Below are 21,254 nucleotides of genomic sequence, written 5' to 3' on the forward strand. Positions count from 1 at the left end.
CTGTCAAGAGTATCTGTGTGTGAGCGGCGCCCGCCGACGGAACGTTCCGTCGGCGGGCGCCCGCGTCTCAGTCATCTATTTCCGGGAGGTCCCCCGGCCCCCCGGGTCAGTGGATGATCCCGGTACGGAGGGCGACGGCCACCATTCCGGCACGGTCGCCGGTGCCGAGCTTGCGGGCGATACGCGCCAGATGGCTCTTCACGGTGAGGGCGGACAGACCCATGGAGACGCCGATGGCCTTGTTCGACTGGCCCTCGGCCACCAGCCGCAGCACCTCCACCTCCCGGCCGGACAGCTCGCGGTAGCCGCCGGGGTGGCTCGGGGTGCCGGGGGGACGGCGGTGCAGCCGGGCGGCGCCGATGGGGGCGGCGCCGGGGCGGGTGGGGTGCCCGATGTTCGTACGCGTACCGGTGACGACATAACCCTTGACCCCGCCGGCGAGGGCATTGCGGACGGCGCCGATGTCGTCGGCGGCAGAGAGGGCGAGGCCGTTGGGCCAGCCGGCGGCGCGGGTCTCGGACAGCAGGGTCAGTCCGGAGCCGTCGGGCAGGTGGACGTCGGCAACGCAGATGTCGCGAGGGTTGCCGATGCGGGGACGGGCCTCCGCCATGGACGACGCCTCGATGACGTCACGCACTCCGAGGGCCCACAGATGGCGGGTGACGGTGGAGCGGACGCGCGGGTCGGCCACGACGACCATGGCGGTCGGCTTGTTCGGGCGGTAGGCGACCAGGCTTGCGGGCTGCTCGAGGAGAACGGACACCAGGCCTCCTGGGGGAGTTACGGGACGGGCCGGCTCGGGGAGAAGCGGGCGGACCGTATGGGTAGGGTCACTGACTCTTCGGCAGTAAACCGGTGTCCCTTTAGGGAAAGATCACGATTTGGTGAGTAACAATTCAGGCAATTCGGACGCGCGATCGATCATCCGAAGACAGAAGCGCTCGTGAAGGAGCGTCACGGCGCCCGAGGGCCGCGCCGCTGCGGCAGCGACACCACTCCGCTGTCCACCGCTCCGGACGGCGGCAACCCCGCGACCTGGCACAGCAGATCGCACCAGGCCGCCAGATGCGCGGCCGTGTCCGGCACCCCGCCGAGCCCCTCGCGCGGTGTCCAGGACGCCCGGATCTCGATCTGCGTCGAGGACATGCGCTCCGCCAGCCCGCCGAAGTAGTACGAGCCGGCGCGCGTGACCGTACCGCTCGCCTCGCCGCACGTCAGCCCCCGCGCCTCGTGTGCCCCCGTCAGCCAGGACCAGCAGACCTCCGGCAGCAGCGGGTCCGTCGCCATCTCCGGCTCCAGCTCCGCCCGTACGAGCGTGACCAGCCGGAACCTGCCCTGCCAGGCCTCGTGCCCCGCCGGGTCGTACAGCAGCACCAGACGGCCGTCCGCCAACTCCTCCCCGTCCTTGACGACTGCCGCCTCCATGGCGTAAGCGTGCGGGGCCAGCCGCTGTGGTGGGCGGGTCCGCTCGGTCTCCACCTCGGGCCGAAGCCGCGCCGAGAGCAACGCGTCGACGGCATGGCGGAACGGCAGCGGGACGGAACTCGCCTCTGTGCCGTCCACGCTGCCGTTCGCGCCATCGGCGCCATCAGATGTTTGTCCCTGAGCCGCAGCCATGCGGGGAAGAGTAGGCGGAAGCGGGCCCGCGCGCAGGGAGGACACCCTGGCCGCGCCCACCTCCGCGGCACACATGCGAAGATTCGTGACGTGAGTGCCAACGACTGCCCTTCGGGCCAGCAGACGAAGACGTACAATTCCGCCTTCCTGAAGGCGTGCCGGCGGGAACCGGTGCCGCACACGCCCGTCTGGTTCATGCGGCAGGCCGGCCGTTCGCTGCCGGAGTACCTCAAGGTGCGCGAGGGCATCCCCATGCTCGAGTCCTGCATGCGGCCCGAACTGGTCACCGAGATCACGCTCCAGCCCGTGCGCCGTCACAAGGTCGACGCCGCGATCTACTTCAGCGACATCGTCGTACCGCTCAAGGCCATCGGCATCGACCTCGACATCAAGCCGGGCGTCGGCCCCGTCGTCGCCGAGCCGATCCGTCGCCGCGCCGACCTGGAGCGGCTGCGCGATCTGACGCCCGAGGACATCTCGTACGTCACCGAGGCCATCGGCATGCTCACCGCCGAACTCGGCAGCACGCCGCTCATCGGCTTCGCCGGCGCGCCCTTCACCCTCGCCAGCTACCTCGTCGAGGGCGGGCCGTCGCGCAACCACGAGCACACCAAGGCGCTGATGTACGGCGACCCGCAGCTGTGGGCCGACCTGCTCGACCGGCTCGCCGGCATCACCGCCGCCTTCCTCAAGGTCCAGATCGAGGCCGGCGCATCCGCGGTGCAGCTCTTCGACTCCTGGGTCGGCGCGCTCGCCCCCGCGGACTACCGGCGGTCCGTCATGCCGGCCTCCGCGAAGGTCTTCGACGCGGTGGCCTCGTACGGCGTCCCGCGCATCCACTTCGGCGTCGGCACCGGTGAGCTCCTCGGCCTCATGGGCGAGGCCGGCGCGGACGTCGTCGGCGTCGACTGGCGTGTCCCGCTGGACGAGGCGGCCCGCCGCGTCGGTCCCGGCAAGGCGCTCCAGGGCAACCTCGACCCGGCCGTTCTCTTCTCCACCCCCGAGGCGATCGAGGCCAAGACCCGCGAGATCCTGGACGCGGCGGCGGGTCTGGAGGGCCACGTCTTCAACCTCGGCCACGGCGTCCTGCCGACGACGAACCCCGACGCCCTGACCCGTCTCGTGGAGTACGTCCACACACAGACGGCCCGCTAGTCCCTGTCAGGCCGGACGGGCTCAATGCGGGCCCGTCCGGCGATCGCGGGCGGACACACCGGCCGGCCGGGCGTGGCGTTCCGCTCGGTGACCTCGCCGCCGACCCATGTACGGGATGCCGCACGCGGAGAACGACGAGAAGTGGCCCCGCCCGAAGGCGACGATCTCCAGCTCGTCAGGGCCCTTCAGTCTGCGGGCCTGGGACGCGGCGGACATCCCCGCCGCGTCACCGCCGATGACCACCAGTCGCTCCGCCGCCATGCCGCGTCCCTCCGCCGTCGGGTCAGTCCTGCTCCTCCTCGGTAGGTACGTAACGGGGCAGCCCGGGATTCCCGGGATTCGCCTGCGCGGGGACGGGCGCGGTGCGCTTCGGCAGCCGGGGGCGTACCAGCAGCCGCCACAGGGCGAACAGCAGCGCCAGCGCCGCGGCGAACGGCAGTACCGCGCCGAGCACCACCGCGATCCACTTCACGGTGGTGAGGAAGGCGTCCCAGCCGCCGCCGAGCGCGTCGAGGAAGCCGGGGTCGCCCTCGGTCTCCTCGGCGAGCGGCTCGGTCTCGGAGAGGGCGAGGCTGATCGTGGCCATGCCGGTGCGGTCCTTGAGCGACGCCTGCTGGGCGAGCAGCGCCTCGAGCTCCGCCTGACGCCTGCTCAGTTCGCCCTCGAGTGTCACCACATCGCTCAGCTTCGTGGCCCGGCCCATCATCTCCTGGACGCGCGCCACGCTGGCCCGCTGCGTCCTGACCCGGCTGTCCACGTCGACGACCTGGTCGGTGACGTCCTTGGCCTCCGAGCTACGGGACAGCAACTTGCCGGTCCCGGAGAGCTTTGCGAGGACGCTGTCGTACTGGTCCTGCGGGACGCGCAGCACGACGGTCGAGGCGACATGGCCCTCGTCGTCGCGCTCGGTGGACTCGTTGCCGACGAAGCCGCCGGCGCTCAGGGCGACCGTACGGGCCTTGGCGAGCGCCTTCGACGCGTCGTCGACCTGCACGCTGATCTCGGCGGTACGGATGAGCTGGGGCGCGACCTTGACGGGCTTCTGCGCCCGCGCGGCGCCGTCGCCCGGCTGCGGCGCCTGCCTTTCACCCGCCGGAGGAGCACCGTGGGCGCCGCTTCCCCCTTTGCTGTCGGCCGCCGAGCCGTCGGTCAACGACTTCTCGCTGCCGACGTCGTTCGCGCCGCAGCCGGCGATCGCCAGCGTCGCGGTGAGCAGGACGGCCGCGAGAGCCGTCCTCGGCCCGCGCCGGGACGTGCGTACTGCACGCATCATCGGTCCCCCCAAGGATGGTGATGGATGTTGCCGGTTCGACGTGTGAGGCCTGAGTCCGGGTTGCCCTTCTGCGGTTCCGAACCGGTCACGGTCAGGACTCGGAAAGGGCTCTGAGAGAGTGGACCCATGAACACCGCGGACACACGCACACGTCATGTCGTCGTCATCGGGGGCGGCATCTCCGGTCTGGCGGCGGCCCACCGCCTCCTCGAAGCGGGCGCGTGGGTGACCGTGCTCGAGGCGTCGGGGCGCGTCGGCGGCAAGCTGTACGCGGGCGAGATCGCGGGCATGCCGGTCGATCTGGGCGCCGAGTCGATGCTCGCCCGCCGGCCGGAGGCGATCGACCTGGCGCGGGCGGTCGGGCTGGACGGACGGCTCCAGGCGCCCGTCACGACGGCCGCCGCCCTGTGGAACCGGGGTGCGCTGACCCCGATGCCCGCCGGGCATGTGATGGGCGTACCCGGCGATCCGCAGGCGCTCGCCTCGGTGCTCTCCCCGGAAGGACTCGAGCGGGCCGGCCAGGACCGCGTCCTGGAGCCCACACCGGTCGGCGACGATGTCGCGATCGGCGCCTACGTGGCGGAACGGCTCGGCCGCGAGGTCGTCGACCGGCTGGTGGAGCCGCTGCTGGGCGGGGTGTACGCGGGGGATGCCTACCGGATCTCGATGCGGGCCGCGACGCCGAGGCTCTTCGAGGCGGTCAAGGCCCATGACTCGCTGCTCGACGGCGTCCGCGAGGTCCAGGAGGAGGCCGCCGCACAGCAGCGGACGGGACCCGTCTTCATGGGCATCGAGGGCGGCATGGGAGTACTGCCCGGGGCCGTCGCCGACGCCGTGCGGGCCAGGGGCGGAGAGATCCTGCTCGACGCGCCGGTGAGCGAGCTGACCCGTACCGCCGAGGGCTGGCAGGTGCGTACCCGGGACCGGGTGCTCACCGCGGACGGTGTGGTGCTGGCCACGCCGGCCCGTCCGGCTTCGCAGCTGCTCGCCGCCGCGTCGCCGGCGGCGTCCGCCGAGCTGTCCGAGGTCGAGTACGCCTCCATGGCCCTGGTGACCATGGCCTTCCGCCGCCGGGACCTGGAGGGGCTGCCCGGATTCAGCGGGCGCTCCGGCTTCCTCGTACCGCCGGTGGACGGACGGACCATCAAGGCGTCCACCTTCTCCACCCGCAAGTGGGCCTGGAACGACGCCGCGGCACCGGATCTCTTCGTGCTGCGTACCTCCATCGGCCGTTACGGCGAGGAGGAGCGGCTCCACGACGACGACGCCGACCTGGTCGAGGTGTCGCTGCGCGATCTGGGCGAGGCGGCCGGGCTGGCGGCGAAGCCCGTGGCCACCGAGGTGACCCGCTGGATGGGTGGGCTGCCGCAGTACCCGGTGGGCCATCTGGACCGGGTCGCCCGGGTGCGCGAGCAGCTCGCCGAGCTGCCCGGCCTGCGGGTGTGCGGCGCCGCGTACGACGGGGTGGGCATCCCGGCGTGCGTGGCGAGCGGGCGGCGGGCCGCGGACGAGATCGTGGAGAGCCTGCGGACGGGGACCCCGGCGCCGGGCACGAACCGGGGCGCGGGACAATAGCCGCATGACTGCTCCACATAAGATCCCGAATGCCGGCAAGAAGGCCAAGGACCTCAACGAGGTCATCCGCTACACGCTGTGGTCCGTCTTCAAGCTGCGCGATGTGCTTCCCGAGGATCGGGCCGGCTACGCCGACGAGGTCCAGGAGCTGTTCGACCAGCTTGCCGCCAAGGACGTCACCGTGCGCGGCACGTACGACCTGTCCGGGCTGCGGGCCGACGCCGACCTGATGATCTGGTGGCACGCGGAGACCGCCGACCAGCTTCAGGAGGCGTACAACCTCTTCCGCCGCACCGAGCTGGGGCGCGCGATGGAGCCGGTCTGGTCGAACATGGCGCTGCACCGTCCCGCCGAGTTCAACCGCTCGCACATCCCGGCCTTCCTGGCCGACGAGACGCCGCGCGACTACGTCAGCGTGTACCCGTTCGTGCGCTCGTACGACTGGTACCTGCTGCCGGACGAGGACCGTCGCCGGATGCTCGCCGACCACGGCAAGATGGCCCGCGGCTATCCTGACGTGCGCGCCAACACCGTCGCGTCCTTCTCGCTCGGCGACTACGAGTGGATTCTGGCCTTCGAGGCCGACGAGCTGCACCGCATCGTCGACCTGATGCGCCATCTGCGTGCCTCCGAGGCCCGGATGCACGTACGGGAAGAGGTGCCGTTCTTCACCGGTCGGCGAAAGTCTGTTGCAGAATTGGTCGCCGGTCTCGCCTGACCAGACGTCTGCCGGGGGTCCGGCCCGCGGCGCAGCCGCAATTGGGCCCGGCGTCCCCCGGGAGATGCAGCACCGGCCGGCGGAAGTCCCTCGCCGACCTGGTCGCCGGGCTCGCCTGAGCGACCTGCAGGCACGCGGCCACGACCCGGAAGTTCAGACGACCGCCGCAAGGCGCTCGTCCAGTGTCACCGGGTCGTCCGGCCGTGCGGCAGGCCGGTGCGCGGGGGTCAGTCACCCCGGTGCACCGGCCTGCCGCCCGTAAGGGCCGTACGCAGTGCGGGATCCTCGACGGCCGCCACGCCGTGCACCGCCACGGCGGTGAGCGAGCCGCTGCTCGGGGAGAGCGCCCGGAGCAGCCGCTGACCGGCCGGAGAGGCCCAACGCGTGTAGGCGTACACCTCGATACGGGCGATGATCAGGCAGCCCACGACGAGGACCAGCGGCAGCCCGAACCAGGCCGCCACCAGCCCACGGTCGTCCGGTCCATGACCCGGCATCAGCAGGGCGCCCGCGCCCAGCGCCACCACCAGCAGGGCGGCCGCCCATACGGTCCGTATCGCGGAGTCCACACCCGAGCGGACCGGCTCGGGCACGGCGAGGCCCGCGGCGGTCAGCCGGTCGGCCAGCGCGCGCACGGCGTCGGCGGCCGCCGTGGCGGAACGTATCGCCGCCGTACGGGACTGGCCCGAGGGGCCTATCGCGCCGATCACGGAACGTTCCAGCTCGTCCTGCCCCTCGGGATCGACGACGGTGGCCCAGCCGGTGTGCGCGAGCAGCAGCCGGCGGGCGCGGTGCATCGACACCAGCGTCAGATCGGTGACCCGGTACGGACCGCCGGACAGGAAGGCCGCCTCGTAGAGCGACAGGGAGTCGGCGGACGCCGACTCGGGCAGCGGGCGGGCCGCTTCGACGGCGGCGAGGCAGAGCCGGCCGCAGGAGAGCAGGGCGATGGCGCATGCCAGCAGCAGAAAGAGCACCCAGAGCATGGCCGAGTTTTACGCGATGGGTTCATGTGTGCGCCATCGTCATTTCATGATGTGGGACTGCTGGGACCGGTCTGTTCCTTGGGGCGGGTGGCGGGCGGAGGCAGCGGAAAGCCGCCGCCGGGCGGGCTGACCGGCGAAGGGGGCGGCGTGCCGGGCGAGTTCGCGGCGATGGCGTCGAAGTCCACCTGGCCGGTGGCCTCCAGCATCGTGATGTGGTCCAGGACGGTCGTGTTCGCGTCCTCGGCCAGCCGGCGGACCAGGGAGTTGCGCGTGCTGTCGCGGATCTGCGCGACGAGGGCGAAGACCTTGCCATGGGCCCGCCGGAGGATGTTCGCGAACTTCCACTCGTACTCCGCGCCCCGTGCCTCGGTGAACTCCCGCAGCCAGCCCTGCTGTTCCTCGGTCGGCTGACTGGGCAGCTCCATGCCCAGCTGTGCCGCGACCTCCCGTACGCGCGCGTCGAGGAAGGTGTGACCCTCGACGAGGTGCTCGCCCGCCTCGACCACGGCGCGTGTGGGGGCGCGTTCGATGGCCTGCTGGCCGGCGGGAAGCTCCCACAGGCCCGCCCTCTTGACGCGCACGAGGAAGTCCCGGTCGGCCGCCGACAGCGGCCCCCAACGGGTCGGTACGGAAGCGGCGTCGAGCTTGGCCTGTCCGGTGCCCGAGCGGTCGGCGTACGACCACACGGGAAAGACGAGCGCGACGAGGGTCGCCGCCAGGGCGACGACGATCAGACCGGTGCCGGATATGACGGTACGCATGTTGCCTCCCGATGCGCCCGGCACGGTAGTGCGTCACACGCTGATCACGGAGGCGGTTCGGTGAAGTCGGCGGTGGGGACAGGCCGGAGGCTGGTAGGTTGACGCGTTTCTCCGAAGACGATTCGTCAACTGCCGGTACTGCCGCCGCAACTGGAGCCGCCTGAGCTCTCGCCGCAGCAACGCCGCCCCCATGACGACGTGCACCGACCCGCCGGAACCGGCCGGCTCCGGGCGCCGGCCACCCCCACGGCGAGCATCACGCACGAGGCACCGAGTGCGAGATCGACGAGCAGCGCGACGATGTTCATCGCGGGCTCACCTCCCGAGCCCGGCGAGCCCGGTGAGCGCGGCACGGGCGGCGCGGACGATGCGTGCCGCCCGGCCCGGCGGACGGGGCGCGGCACGCTCTTCCCACCACAGCGTCAGACGGCGCCGTGCCACGCGGTCCTCGGGCCGGCCCGCGACGAGCAGATGCTCGGCGAAGTCCAGCGCGTCGCGCCGGTAACCGCCCGTCAGGGGGCGGGCCTTGGCATAGGCGAGGAAGGCCGGCCGGTAGCCGTCACCGAGGATCTGCGGCAGCTCGGGCGCCACCTTCGCGACGACACTCGCCCGCTTGGCGGCGAGGGCACGGATCTGCACGCCCAGCCGCGCGCTGTCGAAGCCCTCGGGCGCGGGGGCGCCGGCCACAAGGGCGGACAACAACGCGGCCTGCGCGAGCGCGAGCCGCGCACGCGCGTCGTCCGGCGCGGTGCCGTCCCCGCCGTGCGGCAACTCGGCCGACCACGCGGCCGCGGGAGCGCTTGCAACGGCGTCGGCTCCGCCGGTCACGGGTGTCGCCGCCATGGGGACGGACGGCGGCGCGGTCCGCGTGACCGTCTGCGCAGCCGCGTGTCCCGGCGCGGAGACGGTCACCGCAGCGTCCGAAACCGGCAGGTGCCCGGCGGCCCACGCCCCTGCCTGGGCTTGACCGCGTGAGGCGTCGTCGCCCGCCGCGCCGGGCCGCGTTGCCGTGCCGTGCGGGGCGTGGGCGACCGTCCGGCCGCCGGACACGGCTGCGAGGGCACCGGCCCTCGCAGTCGTGTCCGTGCCCGTCCGGGCGCCGGGAGGCGTGAGCGTCGTACGTATCGCGTCCAGTTCCGCCGACAGCGCCGCCTCCGGCGGGAAGTCGTCGTCCCGCTCCAGCAGCACGCCCGGCGGGTCGATACGGGAGCGCAGCTCGGCCAGTATGTCCAGGACGGAGCGGGGGACGGGGTGCGCGTGCGTGTCGTGCCAGACGCCGTTCCTCTCCACGCCGCCGGCGACATGGACGTACGCGATGGCCTCCAACGGCAACTCGCTCAGTGCCTTTGCCGGGTCCTCGCCGCGGTTGACGTGGTTGGTGTGGAGGTTCGCCACGTCGACGAGCAGCCGTACCCCGGTCCGCTCCACCAGCTCCGCGAGGAACCGGCCCTCGGTCAGTTCCTCGTCCGGCCAGGAGATCAGCGCCGCGATGTTCTCCAGGGCCAGCGGCACGGGCAAGGCGTCCTGGGCGATCCGCACGTTCTCGCACAGCACATGGAGCGCGTCCCAGGTGCGCGGCACCGGCAGCAGGTGCCCGGCCTCCAGGCGGGGCGATGGGGGAGGAGCCGGGAGCTTGGGGGACGACAGCGGCCCTGCGGCCCGTACGAAGGCGATGTGCTCGGTGACGAGCGGCGAGCCGAGGGCCTCGGCACGTGCCGCGAGGTCGGCGAGCCGCCCGGCGTCGGGGCGCTCGGCCCCGCCGAGGCCCAGCGACACCCCGTGCGGGACGACGGTGATACCGCGCTCGCGCAACCGCAGCAGGGAGTCGGGCACATGGCCGGGGCAGACGTTCTCCGCGACCGTCTCGACCCAGTCGATGCCCGGCAGACGCTCGATCGCGTCGGCTATCTCCGGTCGCCAGCCGATACCGATCCCTAGGCGCTCCATCAGATCTCCTTCGAGGGGACCACCGGCTTCAGCCGGTGGGGGGAATCGAAGGCCCCTTTGGGGCGGCCCGGCGTAGCCGGGGCGGCCACCTCACACGTACGTGTGAGGTTCAGGGGCCAGGGGATTTATCTACAGATGCCGTTTGTATGTTCGTTGCGTGGTGGTGACCGGGAAGGTTCGCCGGTTCTCCGGCGGCGTGTACGACCTCGGGCTGCACGTGGTGTGGTGCCCGAAGTATCGCCGTCCGGTGTTCGGTGGACGGGTCGCGTCACGCCTTGAGGAACTGATCCGGGCCAAGGCCGATGAACGGGGGTGGGAGATCGTGGCGCTCGAAGTGATGCCCGACCACGTCCACCTGTTCGTCAAGCATGACCCGAAGTCATCGGCCTCGTACGTCGCGAACCAGTTCAAGGGCTTCACGTCCCGCGTCCTGCGAGAGGAGTTCCCGCACCTGCGGTCGAAGCTGCCGACGCTGTGGTCGTCGTGGTACTTCGCGGCCTCGGTCGGCGCGGTGAGCGCCGAGACGGTGCAGCGGTACATCGACACCCAGTGGGAACGCCCCTGGAAGAAGGGGGACGGCTCTTGATCCGCGCGTACAAGTTCCTCCTGCGCCCCACGGCCCGTCAGGCGGTTGCGCTGGGCGAGATGCTGCGTGACCACTGCTCGCTGTACAACGGGGCGTTGCAAGAACGCCGGGACGCCTACCGGCACGCCTCGAAGACCACCATCCGGTACGGGGACCAGTCCGTACAGCTCAAGGAGATCCGGGCGTTCGACCCGGAGCGTCAGGGCCGCTGGTCGTTCACCTCCCAGCAGGCGACCCTGCGCCGCCTGGACAAGGCATTCCAGGCGTTCTTCCGGCGCGTCAAGAACGGCGAGACGCCGGGCTACCCCCGCTTCAAGGGCGTCGGGCACTTCGATACCGTCACCTTCCCCAAGGACGGCGACGGCTGCCGCTGGGACTCCACCCCGCACGATGCGCAGACCCGTGTCCGTCTCCAGGGCGTCGGGCACGTCCGCGTGCACCAGCACCGACCCGTACACGGCCGCGTGAAGACGATCAGCGTCAGGCGCGAAGGCAACCGCTGGTACGTGGTCCTCGCCTGCGACGACGTACCCGCCGAGCCGCTGGCGACGACCGGCGCCGTGGTCGGTATCGACATGGGCACCACGCACTTCCTGACCACCTCGGACGGCGAGTACGTCGCCAACCCGCGCTTCCTCGGCACGATGACCGGCGAGCTGGCCGAGGCTCAGCGGCACCTCGCGGCCTTCCCCAAGCGCACCCGGCAGCGCACCAGGAAACACCGCGCCGCCGCCCGGAATGTCGCCAAGCTGCACGCCAAGATCCGGCGGCAGCGCGCCGACTTCCACCACAAGACCGCGAGCGCGCTGATCCGCGACCACGACGTGATCGCGCACGAACGGCTCAATACCGCGGGCATGACCAAAGCACCCACACCCAAGCCCGACCCCGACAACGCGGGGGCGTTCCTTTCGAACGGCGCCGCCCCCAAGGCCGGGCTCAACCGCAGTATTCTCGACGCGGGTTGGGGACAGTTCCTGACGATCCTGGCGAACAAGGCTGAGAGCGCCGGTCGCCGAGTGATCGCAGTGGACGCCCGCAACACCTCCCGCACGTGCCCGCCCGAGATAGGCGGATGCGGGCACGTCGCCAAGGAGAACCGCGCCACCCAGGCAAAGTTCGAATGCGTCAAGTGCGGGTTCGCAGCGAACGCGGACCACGTCGGCGCGACGAACGTCCTCAACAGGGCCGGGCTGGTCCTCTGCGACGCGGCCTAGCCACCGACACAGGAAGCCCGCGACTTCAGTCGTGGGTGGAGTCACGATGGTCCCCCTTGTGTTCCGCGTTCAGTGCCGGGCTGATAGCCCGGCACCGGGATGGTGAATCCACCAGAAGGGATGTCCAGAGCTTCTTCTGAGGTTCCGGCGAGGGACGGCCGTCCGGGCTCGCGGTCGCGCCGGACGTGACAACGCCGATGAGTCAGTGCCGAAAACTGGCCCGTCCCTCTGCGAGATAGATCATCCAAGGTCGGATCGATTCACCGCCCTGCACGGGCCGAAGCTCCACACCGAGGTCACGGACAGCGGCAACGGGCCCAACCAGTTCCTCGGGAAAGTGCTGTTGCCGCGCTTCCTCCTGGGCGGCGAACAGCGGACGCAGCTCGTCCCAGTCGGCGCCCGGTACAAAACGGCAACGGAACCACGGTTGTGTGCTCTTCCCACTGCCGAACGCACCGTTCACCCACACGATCACGGTCTTCTCCTCTCGAGCCTCAGCCCCGCAGCGCGGCGTGGTCCGCGACCACCGTGCACGAGCCGGGGGCGATCTCCGTGAAACCGGCGTCCCGCACCACCGGCAGCCCGCTGCCGGTGAGTTCCGCCCAGCGGCTTTCGGGTGCCGTACGCACCGACAGCGGGAAGCCCGCCTCGCGCCACGCCACGCGCTCCTCGTCCGACAGCTCCCACCAGGCCAGCTGTGCCCCGTGTCCGGCCTGGGCCATCGCCTTGCCCGCGGACATGTCCAGGGTGGGGTTCATCCACAGCACGGGCTGGGAGAGGTCCGGTGCGGCCGGCTCTTCCGGGTCGTCGAGGTCGGTGCCCGACACCTGGAGCTTCACCAGATCCTTGGGCCAGCCGTCCAGGGGCACCGGCGGGAACACCCGCACCTCCGCCGACTTGCCCGTCACCGTGATGCCGGGCAGCGCTTCCGCGCGGCGCCACTCCGCGCCGCGCGCCCGGCGCACCACCTTGCGGATGCGGGCGTCCTGCCAGTCGCTCATGGCCTGCGCCCACTCGCCGTCCCCGAGGGAACGCTCGTCGGAGAGCATCGCCAGCACCGCCCGGGCCGCGGTCTCCAGTGCGTCGGTACGGGCCGGGGGCGCGGCCCGCTCCATCCGGACCACCAGGGGGAGGACGAACTGCGGGGCCTCGTCACGCGCGGTGCGCTCATGACGGAAGGGGCTCTCGGCGCTGTCGGGGGTGTTGTGGCTGCTCACCCGACCAGTTTGCCAGCCGCCCCATGTACGGATATTGGCGGAAGGAATGCTTCCGCGACAGGATGCCCGCTATGAAAAGCGATCTTTTTGACTCCGAGTATCTGGTGCAGCAGGCCACTGCCCCCGGTATGACCCTGCAGAACGCCAAGTCGGTCAAGTACGCGGTCAACGGTGAAATGCTCGCTCGCCAGGGTTCGATGATCGCCTACCGCGGCAATCTCCAGTTCGAACGCAAGGGTCAGGGCATAGGCGGCATGCTCAAGCGAGCGGTGACGGGCGAGGGCCTGCCGCTCATGGCGGTGCGCGGCCAGGGCGAGGCGTGGTTCGCGCACGAGGCCGCCAACTGCTTCATCGTCGATGTCGAACACGGCGACGCCCTCACCGTCAACGGCCGCAACGTGCTCTGTTTCGACCCCACCCTCTCGTACGAGATCAAGATGCTGAAGGGCGCCGGCATGACCGGCGGCGGTCTGTTCAACAGCGTCTTCACCGGTCAGGGCAAGCTCGCCGTCATCTGCGAGGGCAACCCCATAGTGATTCCCGTCACTCAGCACCAGCCCGTCTACGTCGACACCGACGCGGTCGTCGGCTGGAGCGCCCAGCTGAACACCTCGCTGCACCGCTCGCAGTCCTTCGGCTCGATGATCCGCGGAGGCTCGGGCGAGGCGGTCCAGCTGATGCTTCAGGGCGAGGGCTTCGTGATCGTACGGCCGAGCGAGGCCACGCCGCAGAAGGCGTCCACAGGCTGAGTGCGCTCGTCGGGCATGTCGTACTGCGACATGCCCGAGCACATCGCCTGCTCCGGCGGTTCTCCGTACGCCGAGTGCGTGCTGTGCCGGGAGCCGGCCGAGTACCCGGAAGCGTCGAGGGCGTGACGCTCGGTCCGATGTGCGGGTGGCAGGAGGCGCAGCGCACCTCCTGCTCCGGCTGAGCCTCAGTGCCCGATGAGTTCGGACACCTTCACGAAGCGGTAGCCACGCCTGCGCAGTTCGGGGACGATCCGCTGGATCGCCTCGTCGGTGGCCGGGGCAGCGCTGCGGGTGCAGTGCATCACCACCAGTGAGCCGGGCTTCACTCCGTCCAGCACATGCCGGACGACCACGTCCGGATCTTTCTCGAAGGGGTCGCCGCTGACCACGTCCCACTGCACGGCCGTCACGCGGGCCGGGGCAAGGGCACGCAGCGCCCGGTCGTCGTAACAGCCGCCGGGGAAGCGGAAGTACGGCGCGACATTGCGTACTCCGGCCCTGTGGAACGCGTCGAAGGCCCGCTGCACGTCGGACCGCATGGATTCCTCGTCGAGCGCCGGCAGACCGTAGCAGGGGGACGCGAAGGCGTAGTGGCTGTACGAGTGGTTGGCGACCTCGAAGAGCGGGTCGTTGCCGATGGATCGCGCCTGGTCCGGGTACTCCTCGGCCCAGCGGCCGGTCATGAACACGGTCGACGGAACCTCGAGGCGCCGCAGCGAGGCGATCAGATCGGGGTTGTCGAAGTGTTCGCCACGCTCCGCCCGGGGGCCCTGGTCCGCCGTCATGTCGGCGTCGAAGGTGAGCGCGACGATTTTCGCGGTGTCGCCATGGGCGCGCTCGAAGACGGGGGTGAGCCCGCCCGGGCCAGGCGCGACCGTCGGCGGACGCTGCGGCGCCGGCTTCTGAGGCGCCGGCTGCCGTGTGGGCCGCGCAGGGGAGGACGCGGGTGCGGAAGCCGCCGACCGGGGTGAGGGCTTGTCGGTGCTGTGTTTCGGGAGGTTGCCGTCACCGGAACCGCAGGAGACCAGAACGGCCCCCAGAGCAGCAGCACCGATCAGCCTTCGCGCAGGAATGATCACGCTCGGAAAATATCCGATGAAATGCTTGTCGGTCGCGAGGCCCGCCGGAACCCGGCTCCGACGGGCCCCGCGAGGTCAGCACCAGGGGCCGGTGACCGCGAACGTGGTGCCCGGGGTGTAGCAGTTCACGTACATCGTCGCCTTGTCGGGAGAGAAGGTGACCCCGGCGAACTCGCCCCACTCCGGCGCCTCGGGCGTGCCGATGTTCTGGCGCCCGCGTGCCATCGGATAGACCTCGCCCTGCCGGGTCAGCCCGTAGACGTGCTGGGCGCCGTCGCCGTCCTCGCAGACCATCAGGCCGCCGCCGGCCGCGAGGCAGATGTTGTCCGGCGACTCGCCGGGCAGCTGGATGTCCGTGCTCGGCCCGAAGACCACGACGAGGGTGAGCCGCCGCTTGTGCGGCTCGTACCGCCACACCTGGCCGAAGTGGTCGCCCGCGGAGCCGGAGGTGCTGACCGCGAAGCTGGAGACGAAGTACACCGACTGCCCGCCCCAGTAGCAGCCCTCCAGCTTCTGGGCGTGGGTGATCCCCTTGGGGCCGAAGTCCTGGAGCCGGATGGGCGTCTGCTGCGCCATCGGATCGGGTACGGGCACCCACTCGACACCGTCGAAGCTCGCGCCCGTCTCCTGGACGGCGGAGAGATCGGGCACGCCCGGCACCCGCATCGCCTCCAGGGCGCCGCCCGCGCGCAGTGAGCCCGTGCCGCCGAGCGGCCGTTCGGGCAGGAAGCGGTAGAAGAGCCCGAACGGCTTCTGGAAGGCGTCCTCGGTCTCGTACACGATGCCGCTCCTCGGATCGACGGCGATCGCCTCGTGCTGGAAGCGGCCCATCGCGGTGAGCGGTACGGCCCCGGTGCGGCGGGGATCGACGGGGTCGACCTCGAAGATGAAGCCGTGGTCCTTGGTGTAGCCGTTGGTGCCGGCCCGGTCCTCGGTCTCCTCGCAGGTCAGCCAGGTGCCCCAGGGGGTGGGGCCGCCCGCGCAGTTGACGGCGGTGCCGGCGATGGCGACGCGTTCACCCAGGACGTTGTTCCGGCCGTCGAGTTCGAGGGCCGTACAGCCGCCGGCGGCCATCGGGTCGTAGGTGACCCCTTCGACCCTGGGGACCGGGATCCGGCCGCTCGCTCTGTTCTCGTGGTTGCGTACGAGATGGACACGGCCCCGGCGGCCGGCGAAGGCGGCCATCCCGTCGTGGTTGCTGGGCACTCGGCCCTCGCCGGAGCGCAGCGGCTCGCCCTCCCGGGAGAGCACCTGGTAGCGGAAACCTTTCGGCAGATCGAGCAGACCGGCCGGGTCGGGCACCAGCGGTCCGTAACCCGGTCCCTCGCCCAGTCCGTCGGCGGCTGCCGCGGTGCTGGCGTAGATCTCGGAGACGGCCCCGGAAAAGGCGATGCCCGCACCCAAGGCTCCGGTGCGGGCAAGGATTTGACGTCGTGTAGCGGACATGAGGCAACTCCACTTCCTGTTGGCGGACAGGAGACGTGACCCGCATGTGTGTACCACGTGTCCATGCCACACGTGAACCATGCGGGTCCCGCTGCCTCATGGGACCCGTCGAACCGTCAGGCGAGTTCGGCGGTCAGCGTGATGGTCGTACCCGCGAGCGCCTGGCTGACCGGACAGTTCTTCTTGGCGTCCTCGGCCGCCGCGACGAAGCCCTCCTCGTCGAGGCCGGGAACCTCACCGCGCACGGTCAGGTGGATGCCGGTGATGCCCTCACCCGGCTGGAAGGTGACATCCGCCTTGGTCTCCAGGCGGGTCGGCGGGGTGCCGGCACCGGTGAGACCATGCGAGAGAGCCATCGAGAAGCAGCTGGAGTGGGCTCCGGCGATGAGCTCCTCGGGGCTGGTCTTGCCGTTCGCCTGCTCGGCGCGGGACGGCCAGGAGACGGGCTGGGACCCGATTCCGGAGGAGTCGAAGGTGACGATGCCCGAGCCCTTGAGCAGCTCGCCTTCCCAGACGGTGTGCGCGGTGCGCGTGGTGGCCATGGTGAATCCCTTCTGATGGGGGTATCGCCCCCAACCTAGTGGGACACCAGGCCCTTTGCGTCACGCGCCAGCGCGGTGAGCCGGGAGATCGCCCGGAAGTACTTCTTCCGATAGCCGCCCTTCAGCATCTCTTCGCTGAACAGCCGGTCGAAGGGCAGCCCGGAGGCGAGCACCGGGATCTCGCGGTCGTACAGCCGGTCGGCCAGCACCACGAGCCGCAGCGCCGTCGACTGGTCGGGCACCGCCCGCACATCGGTGAGGCAGACCGCGGCTATGTCCTCCGTCAGCGCGCCGTAGCGGCTGGGATGGACCCGGGCGAGGTGTTCCAGCAGGGCGGGGAAGTCGTCCAGGGTGGCCCGCGGGGTGGCGTACGCGGCCTTGGCGACCTGCTCGTCGGTGAACGGGGCGGGTGCCTCGGGCAGGCCGCGGTGGCGATAGTCCTCGCCGTCGATCCGGAGCGGACGGAAGTGGGCGGACAGACCCTGGATCTCGCGCAGGAAGTCGGCCGCGGCGAAGCGCCCCTCGCCCAGTTTGCCCGGCAGCGTATTGGAGGTGGCGGCCAGTGCCACACCCGCTTCGACCAGCTTGCCGAGCAGCGTCGATACCAGGACCGTGTCGCCCGGGTCGTCCAGCTCGAATTCGTCGATGCACAGCAGCCGGTGGTTGCCCAGCGTCTTCACGGTCTGCTGGAAGCCCAGCGCGCCCACCAGATTGGTCAGCTCGACGAAGGTGCCGAAGGCCTTGTGCTCGGGCGCCGCCGGGGTGGCGTGCCAGAGCGAGGCGAGGAGGTGGGTCTTGCCGACGCCGTAGCCGCCGTCCAGGTACACGCCGCGAGGTCCGACCGGGGCCGCGGGCTTCTTCGAGAACCAGCGGCGCTTGCCGGCGCCGCTCGCGTGCGCCCCGCCGAGCCCGCCGGCGAAGGCGCTCAGCACCGAGACCGCCTCGGACTGGCTGGGCTGGTTCGGGTCCGGCATGTACGTCTCGAAGCGGACCGCGTCGAAGCGCGGCGGCGGCACCATCTCGGCGACCAGACGGTCGGCGGGGACGTGCGGTTCGCGGGCGCACAGCGAGAGCGGGCCCGCAGTGGTTATCGGGCTGTGACCGGGGGCGGCAGTGGAGGACGACACAGCTCTCCACCTTACGTGCCATGTCAGACTGCACGGTATGCGACGCCTGTTCCCTGTGACCGACCAGACAGCCGAGACCAGCGACCGGGAATGGGGGCTCGACGAGCTGGCCGACGCCTATGCGTATCCGAGGACGGACGCGTGGCTGCGCGCCAACATGGTCTCCTCCCTCGACGGTGCGGCCCAGCACGAAGGGCGCTCGCAGCCGATCTCCTCCGACATCGACATGCGGATCTTCGGCACGCTGCGGGCGCTGGCCGACGCGGTCGTGGTGGGCGCCGAGACGGTCCGTCTCGAGGGCTACCGCCCGGCCCGGGCCCGCGAGGCCTTCGCCGCACGCCGGGCCGCGGCCGGGCAGGGTCCCGCGCCCGCGATCGCCGTCGTCAGCGCAAGCCTCGACCTGGACTTCTCACTGCCGCTGTTCACCTCGCCGCTGGTGCCGACGCTGGTGCTCACCGGTGCGACGGCGCCCGCGGACCGTGTCCGGGCGGCCGAGGCCGCGGGCGCGCGGGTGGTGGTCGCGGGGGACGGACCCGGCGTGAACCCGGCCCGGGCCGTGCGGGAGCTGGCCGAGCGCGGGATGACCCGGCTGCTCACCGAGGGCGGGCCGCGGCTGCTGGGGCAGTTCGTGGCGGCCGGGGTGCTGGACGAACTGTGCCTGACGGTCTCCCCGACGATGACCGCCGGTGACGCCCAGCGGATCGCCGGAGGGCCGGGCGTGACGGTTCCCGAGAGATTCGCGTTGGACTCGGTGCTCGAGGAGGCCGGCTTCCTCTTCACTCGCTACCGCCGGATCTGACATTCGGCTGAATGTGTCGCTCCGGTTGGCTCCCGGCGGGCACACTTGTCTCGCAGAGGGATGGTTTCCAGGGGCCGTCGCGGCCCGTGAACGAGAAGGGCACCTGTCGTGTTCACGAGCGTTCTGATGATCGAGAAGCCCCTGACATCCGTCGACGTGGAATTCGTCACCACCCTGCACGGCGAGGAGCAGGTCTCCTTCGTCGTGCTCATGCAGCCCCGTGGTGACCAGGACCGGCTGCTGCGCGCCATCGACGACGTGGCCCTCGGAGAGCTGGGGGAGGCGGTCCACGAGGCCGACGAACCCGAGGGCCAGGACGCCCGGCAGCCCGCCCGGCGCGCCCTGGACCACTCCCTGAAGGCCCTGCGCGCCGCGGGCAGTCAAGCAGTCGGCCAGATCGTCGAATCCCATCCGCTCGCCAAGATGAGGTCCGTCGTCGAGGAAGTGGGCGCAGACGAGGTGATCGTCCTGACCGCGCCCCACTTCGTGGAGGAGTTCTTCCACCGGGACTGGGCGTCGCGGGCACGCCACAAGGTCGGCGTACCGGTGCTCAAGCTCTTCGCGCACAGCGAATAGGCTGGCCCCCCGCACATCACGTCACACCCGGGGAGACACACGCATGGCAGCCGGCATCCCTTCCGCCCTGGAACGGCCGCATTTCATCGGCATCGGCGGCGCCGGAATGTCGGGCATCGCCAAGATCCTCACCCAGCGCGGTGCCAAGGTCGTCGGCAGCGACGCCCGCGAGTCCGCCACCTCCGAGGCCCTGCGTGCCCTCGGCGCCACCGTCCGCATCGGCCACGCCGCCGACCACCTGGCGTCCGACGCCTCCTGCGTGGTCGTCTCCAGCGCCATCCGCGCCGACAACCCCGAACTCGCCCGCGCCGCCGAGCTGGGCGTCCCCGTCGTGCACCGCTCCGACGCCCTCGCCTCCCTGATGCACGGCCTGCGCTCCATCGCCGTCGCCGGTACTCACGGCAAGACCACGACCACCTCCATGCTGGCCGTCGCCCTCACCGAGCTGGCCCTCGACCCGTCGTACGCCATCGGCGGCGACCTCGCCGAGCCCGGTACGAACGCACAGCACGGCAACGGCGAGATCTTCGTCGCCGAGGCCGACGAAAGCGACCGCAGCTTCCAGAAGTACGACCCCGAGGTCGCGATCGTCCTCAACGTCGAGCTGGACCACCACGCCAACTACGCCTCGATGGACGAGATCTACGAATCCTTCGAGGCCTTCGTCGCCAAGATCCCGGCCGGCGGCACCCTGGTCGTCGGTGAGCACGAGGGCGCCCGCGAGCTCGCGCGCCGCGTGGGCGGCCGCACCGACCTGAACATCATCCGGGTCGGTGAGTCCGCGGACTCCGACGCCCGCATCCTGGCGATCACCCCCCAGGGCATGACCAGCGAGGTCACCGTCGCCCTCGACGGCGCGGAGCACACCTTCACCGTCTCCGTCCCCGGCCGCCACTACGCCCACAACGCCGCCGCCGCCCTCGCCGCCGGCGCCCGCCTCGGCATCGCCCCCGCCGACCTGGCCCAGGCCCTCACCGCGTACACCGGCGTGGGCCGCCGCCTCCAGCTCAAGGGCGAGGCGGCCGGCGTCCAGGTCATCGACTCGTACGCGCACCACCCCACCGAGATGACCGCCGACCTGGAGGCCATGCGCGCGGCCGTCTCCGGCTCCGATGACGCCCGCCTGCTGGTCGTCTTCCAGCCCCACCTCTTCTCTCGCACCCAGGAACTGGGCACCGAAATGGGCCAGGCCCTCGCCCTCGCCGACGCCTCGGTGGTCCTCGACATCTACCCGGCCCGCGAGGACCCGATCCCGGGCATCACCAGCGCCCTGATCGTCGACGCGGCAGTGGCGGCCGGCGCCGACGTGACCGCCGTCCACGACAAGGCCACGATCCCCGACGTGATCGCGGGAATGGCCACCCCCGGTGATCTGGTTCTCACGATGGGCGCGGGTGACGTCACGGACCTCGGCCCGCACATCCTGCAAAAACTCAGCCTTGCCCGCCTGTCGAACTGAGGAGTGGCCGATGTCGTACGAGGTCGAGAAGTCGGAAGACGAGTGGCGCACGGAACTGACCCCGGCGGAGTACCACGTCCTGCGCGAGGCCGGCACGGAGCGCCCCTTCACGGGTGAATACACGGACACCAGGACGAAGGGCGTCTACTCCTGCCGCGCCTGCGGCGCGGAGCTCTTCACCTCGGACACGAAGTTCGAGTCCCACTGCGGCTGGCCGTCCTTCTACGACCCGAAGGACACCGACGCCGTCGAACTGATCGAGGACCGCTCCCTGGGCATGGTCCGCACGGAGGTCCGCTGCGCCCGCTGCGGTTCCCACCTGGGCCACGTCTTCGAGGGTGAGGGCTATCCGACCCCGACGGACCAGCGGTACTGCATCAACTCGGTCTCGCTGCGGCTGGAGCCGGACGAGGCCTGATACGCAG

22 protein-coding genes and 1 pseudogene are annotated in these 21,254 nt (G+C 71.0%); 10 read left to right on the forward strand and 13 right to left on the reverse strand.

Annotation, left to right across the window (positions count from 1 at the left end; all coding sequences use genetic code 11):
* Positions 1-106 precede the first annotated feature (106 nt).
* Both ABD858_RS25360 and ABD858_RS25365 read right to left on the reverse strand, forming a co-directional pair.
* Positions 107-763: a LuxR C-terminal-related transcriptional regulator gene (locus tag ABD858_RS25360; RefSeq protein WP_345041631.1), complete on the reverse strand. Its 657-nt coding sequence runs from the start codon at positions 761-763 to the stop codon at positions 107-109.
* Positions 764-954: 191 nt separating this feature from the next.
* Entirely contained in the window at positions 955-1,617 is a 663-nt protein-coding gene (locus ABD858_RS25365) for a DUF3000 domain-containing protein (protein ID WP_345041634.1), read from the reverse strand.
* A 90-nt stretch (positions 1,618-1,707) separates the two neighbouring features.
* Here ABD858_RS25365 and hemE point away from each other — a divergent pair, with 90 nt between their 5' ends.
* Positions 1,708-2,772, forward strand: coding sequence for a uroporphyrinogen decarboxylase (gene hemE, locus ABD858_RS25370; protein WP_345041636.1), 1,065 nt, complete (start codon positions 1,708-1,710; stop codon positions 2,770-2,772).
* 77 nt (positions 2,773-2,849) lie between these two features.
* Here the strand turns inward: hemE and ABD858_RS25375 are convergent.
* Positions 2,850-3,033 (reverse strand): annotated as a pseudogene (locus tag ABD858_RS25375) (FAD-dependent oxidoreductase); the annotation flags it as partial.
* A 22-nt stretch (positions 3,034-3,055) separates the two neighbouring features.
* Positions 3,056-4,042, reverse strand: a complete 987-nt coding sequence (locus ABD858_RS25380) for a DUF4349 domain-containing protein (protein WP_345041642.1) — start codon at positions 4,040-4,042, stop codon at positions 3,056-3,058.
* Between the two features lie 129 nt (positions 4,043-4,171).
* Here ABD858_RS25380 and hemG point away from each other — a divergent pair, with 129 nt between their 5' ends.
* Together hemG and hemQ are read left to right on the forward strand one after the other, a co-directional pair.
* The gene (gene hemG, locus ABD858_RS25385) at positions 4,172-5,620 is read left to right on the forward strand and encodes a protoporphyrinogen oxidase (protein WP_345041645.1); all 1,449 of its coding nucleotides are present in this window, start codon (positions 4,172-4,174) and stop codon (positions 5,618-5,620) included.
* 4 nt (positions 5,621-5,624) lie between these two features.
* On the forward strand, positions 5,625-6,338 hold the full coding sequence (gene hemQ, locus ABD858_RS25390) for a hydrogen peroxide-dependent heme synthase (RefSeq protein ID WP_345041647.1): 714 nt from the start codon (positions 5,625-5,627) through the stop codon (positions 6,336-6,338).
* A 227-nt stretch (positions 6,339-6,565) separates the two neighbouring features.
* Here hemQ and ABD858_RS25395 read toward each other — a convergent pair whose 3' ends face one another.
* From ABD858_RS25395 to ABD858_RS25405, 3 genes are all read right to left on the reverse strand, one after another.
* Positions 6,566-7,324: a TIGR04222 domain-containing membrane protein gene (locus tag ABD858_RS25395; RefSeq protein WP_345041649.1), complete on the reverse strand. Its 759-nt coding sequence runs from the start codon at positions 7,322-7,324 to the stop codon at positions 6,566-6,568.
* Positions 7,325-7,368: 44 nt separating this feature from the next.
* Positions 7,369-8,085, reverse strand: a complete 717-nt coding sequence (locus ABD858_RS25400; protein WP_345041651.1) for a DUF4142 domain-containing protein — start codon at positions 8,083-8,085, stop codon at positions 7,369-7,371.
* A 315-nt stretch (positions 8,086-8,400) separates the two neighbouring features.
* Entirely contained in the window at positions 8,401-10,032 is a 1,632-nt protein-coding gene (locus ABD858_RS25405; protein ID WP_345041654.1) for an MbnB/TglH/ChrH family RiPP precursor modification enzyme, read from the reverse strand.
* A gap of 163 nt (positions 10,033-10,195) precedes the next feature.
* Between ABD858_RS25405 and tnpA the strand changes: the two genes are divergently transcribed.
* Entirely contained in the window at positions 10,196-10,618 is a 423-nt protein-coding gene (gene tnpA, locus ABD858_RS25410) for an IS200/IS605 family transposase (RefSeq protein ID WP_345044844.1), read from the forward strand.
* Positions 10,615-11,835, forward strand: a complete 1,221-nt coding sequence (locus ABD858_RS25415; RefSeq protein ID WP_345041656.1) for an RNA-guided endonuclease InsQ/TnpB family protein — start codon at positions 10,615-10,617, stop codon at positions 11,833-11,835. Before tnpA ends, ABD858_RS25415 begins: the two co-directional genes overlap by 4 nt.
* Positions 11,836-12,037: 202 nt before the next feature.
* On the opposite strand, the gene ABD858_RS25420 is transcribed toward ABD858_RS25415, so the two are convergent.
* Positions 12,038-12,310, reverse strand: coding sequence for a hypothetical protein (locus ABD858_RS25420; RefSeq protein WP_345041659.1), 273 nt, complete (start codon positions 12,308-12,310; stop codon positions 12,038-12,040).
* 19 nt (positions 12,311-12,329) lie between these two features.
* Positions 12,330-13,052 carry an aminoacyl-tRNA hydrolase gene (locus ABD858_RS25425; RefSeq protein WP_345041661.1) on the reverse strand — a complete coding sequence of 241 codons (723 nt, stop codon included), beginning with the start codon at positions 13,050-13,052 and terminating at the stop codon, positions 12,330-12,332.
* Between the two features lie 71 nt (positions 13,053-13,123).
* Between ABD858_RS25425 and ABD858_RS25430 the strand changes: the two genes are divergently transcribed.
* Positions 13,124-13,801: an AIM24 family protein gene (locus tag ABD858_RS25430; RefSeq protein WP_345041664.1), complete on the forward strand. Its 678-nt coding sequence runs from the start codon at positions 13,124-13,126 to the stop codon at positions 13,799-13,801.
* Positions 13,802-13,986: 185 nt separating this feature from the next.
* Here the strand turns inward: ABD858_RS25430 and ABD858_RS25435 are convergent, their stop codons facing one another.
* The 4 genes from ABD858_RS25435 to zapE all read right to left on the reverse strand — a co-directional run bounded on the left by ABD858_RS25435 (position 13,987) and on the right by zapE (position 17,995).
* On the reverse strand, positions 13,987-14,880 hold the full coding sequence (locus ABD858_RS25435; protein ID WP_345041666.1) for a polysaccharide deacetylase family protein: 894 nt from the start codon (positions 14,878-14,880) through the stop codon (positions 13,987-13,989).
* Positions 14,881-14,955: 75 nt separating this feature from the next.
* Positions 14,956-16,326, reverse strand: coding sequence for an alkaline phosphatase PhoX (locus tag ABD858_RS25440; protein WP_345041668.1), 1,371 nt, complete (start codon positions 16,324-16,326; stop codon positions 14,956-14,958).
* Positions 16,327-16,442: 116 nt separating this feature from the next.
* Positions 16,443-16,868, reverse strand: coding sequence for an OsmC family protein (locus ABD858_RS25445; protein WP_345041670.1), 426 nt, complete (start codon positions 16,866-16,868; stop codon positions 16,443-16,445).
* Positions 16,869-16,903: 35 nt separating this feature from the next.
* Positions 16,904-17,995 (reverse strand): cell division protein ZapE, encoded by a 1,092-nt coding sequence (gene zapE / locus ABD858_RS25450; RefSeq protein ID WP_345041672.1) that lies wholly within the window; start codon positions 17,993-17,995, stop codon positions 16,904-16,906.
* Positions 17,996-18,032: 37 nt separating this feature from the next.
* Between zapE and ABD858_RS25455 the strand changes: the two genes are divergently transcribed.
* From ABD858_RS25455 to msrB, 4 genes are all read left to right on the forward strand, one after another.
* The gene (locus ABD858_RS25455; RefSeq protein ID WP_345041674.1) at positions 18,033-18,794 is read left to right on the forward strand and encodes a pyrimidine reductase family protein; all 762 of its coding nucleotides are present in this window, start codon (positions 18,033-18,035) and stop codon (positions 18,792-18,794) included.
* Positions 18,795-18,902: 108 nt separating this feature from the next.
* Positions 18,903-19,370: an indole-3-glycerol phosphate synthase gene (locus tag ABD858_RS25460; protein WP_345041676.1), complete on the forward strand. Its 468-nt coding sequence runs from the start codon at positions 18,903-18,905 to the stop codon at positions 19,368-19,370.
* Between the two features lie 43 nt (positions 19,371-19,413).
* On the forward strand, positions 19,414-20,829 hold the full coding sequence (gene murC, locus ABD858_RS25465) for a UDP-N-acetylmuramate--L-alanine ligase (RefSeq protein WP_345041678.1): 1,416 nt from the start codon (positions 19,414-19,416) through the stop codon (positions 20,827-20,829).
* Positions 20,830-20,839: 10 nt separating this feature from the next.
* On the forward strand, positions 20,840-21,247 hold the full coding sequence (gene msrB / locus ABD858_RS25470; RefSeq protein WP_345041680.1) for a peptide-methionine (R)-S-oxide reductase MsrB: 408 nt from the start codon (positions 20,840-20,842) through the stop codon (positions 21,245-21,247).
* The last annotated feature ends 7 nt before the right edge of the window (positions 21,248-21,254 follow it).

The sequence above is a fragment of the Streptomyces sannanensis genome (assembly GCF_039536205.1).
Lineage (GTDB): Bacteria > Actinomycetota > Actinomycetes > Streptomycetales > Streptomycetaceae > Streptomyces > Streptomyces sannanensis.